Raw genomic sequence first — 1,279 nt, 5'->3', positions numbered from 1 at the left:
TTTTTAAGGCCGACTCATCGCCCCGCAAGAGGCTCGAAGTCAAGCCCCAATCGCTATCGTCGCGAAGCGGCGATGAACCCCGAACGTCGTCCCTGCCTGACCAACCACGCTGCCAAGGTGATCGCCGCGTTGCCTGACCAGCCACGGTGTCAAGGTGATCGCTGCGTTGCCTGACCAACCCCGGTGCCAAGGTGATCGACATCGTGCCTGAGCGCCCCGGTGCCAAGGCGACAGGCAACGGACCCCGCACCCCAAAGCCCCAAAGTAAAAGGGCCCGCAGCCGAAGCCGCGGGCCCACCGAACAGCAGGGGACTGTCCGGTTCCCCCCATTCACCGTCGCCCTGGTGAAACCGAACCCACTGGGGAGGGCCGATCCACCATGACCACGACGTTCGCGACTCCCCCCAAGCTTGCGTAGTCGCTCTCGTCGTCCGGTGATCACCACTCTGCCCGACGGTGCTCACACTTCGGTCACACCCGCCCTTCGCGCCCTAAACTCGACTGTTCGACCACTCTGGGGGAGAGGACGAGGTGCGAGTCGAGTACCGCGTGCTGGGGCCGCTCGAGGTGCTGCTCGACGGTGTCCCGGTCACCGTTCCGGCCGGTCGTTGTCGCGTGTTGCTGGCGACGTTGTTGTTGCGTGCCAACGAGTTCGTGTCGCCGGACGAGTTGGTGGAGTGGTTGTGGGACGGGGCGCCGCCGGCGCCGGACCGGGCGCACAAGACGTTGCACATGGTCGTGCGGCGGCTCAGGCAGGCGCTCGGCAGGGCGAACTGCGTGCGGACCGGGGTCAACGGGTACGCGGCGGTGGTCACGGAGCGGGAGCTCGACCTGCTGAGGTTCCGCCGGCACGTCGACGAAGGCGAGCACGCGGCGGCCGCGGCGTTGTGGCGGGGGCCGGTGCTGGGGAACGTGGCGTCGGAGTCGTTGCACCGGGATGCGGTGCCGGCGTTGCAGGAGGAGCGGCTCGCGGCGGTCGAGCGGCGGGGCGAGGCGGATCTGCGGCGGGGGCTGGCGGGGGAGCTGGTGCCGGAGTTGCGGGTGCTGACCGCGCAGCACCCGCTCAGGGAGGTGTTCTGGGCGCAGTTGGTGCTGGCGTTGCACCGCGGTGGGCAGCAGGCGGAGGCGTTGGCGGCGTTCCAGCAGGTGTCGCGCGAGTTGGACGAGCAGCTCGGGGTGCGGCCGGGCGCGGCGTTGCGGGAGGCGCAGCTGCAGGTGCTGGCCGGTGAGGTGCCGCACGTGCACCAGGTGCCCAGGCAGCTGCCGACGGCGCTGCCGC

At 69.9% G+C, this 1,279-nt stretch carries 1 protein-coding gene; it reads left to right on the top strand.

What is annotated here, in order from left to right:
- Nucleotides 1-531: 531 nt before the first annotated feature.
- The coding region (locus ADL03_RS47945; protein WP_197289200.1) for an AfsR/SARP family transcriptional regulator at nt 532-1,279 on the top strand (748 nt) is incomplete at its 3' end.

Source organism: Nocardia sp. NRRL S-836, assembly GCF_001279525.1.
Lineage (GTDB): Bacteria > Actinomycetota > Actinomycetes > Mycobacteriales > Pseudonocardiaceae > Lentzea.
The sequence above is the reverse complement of the archived record's forward strand: the minus strand, read 5'-3'. Positions and strand labels throughout refer to the sequence as shown.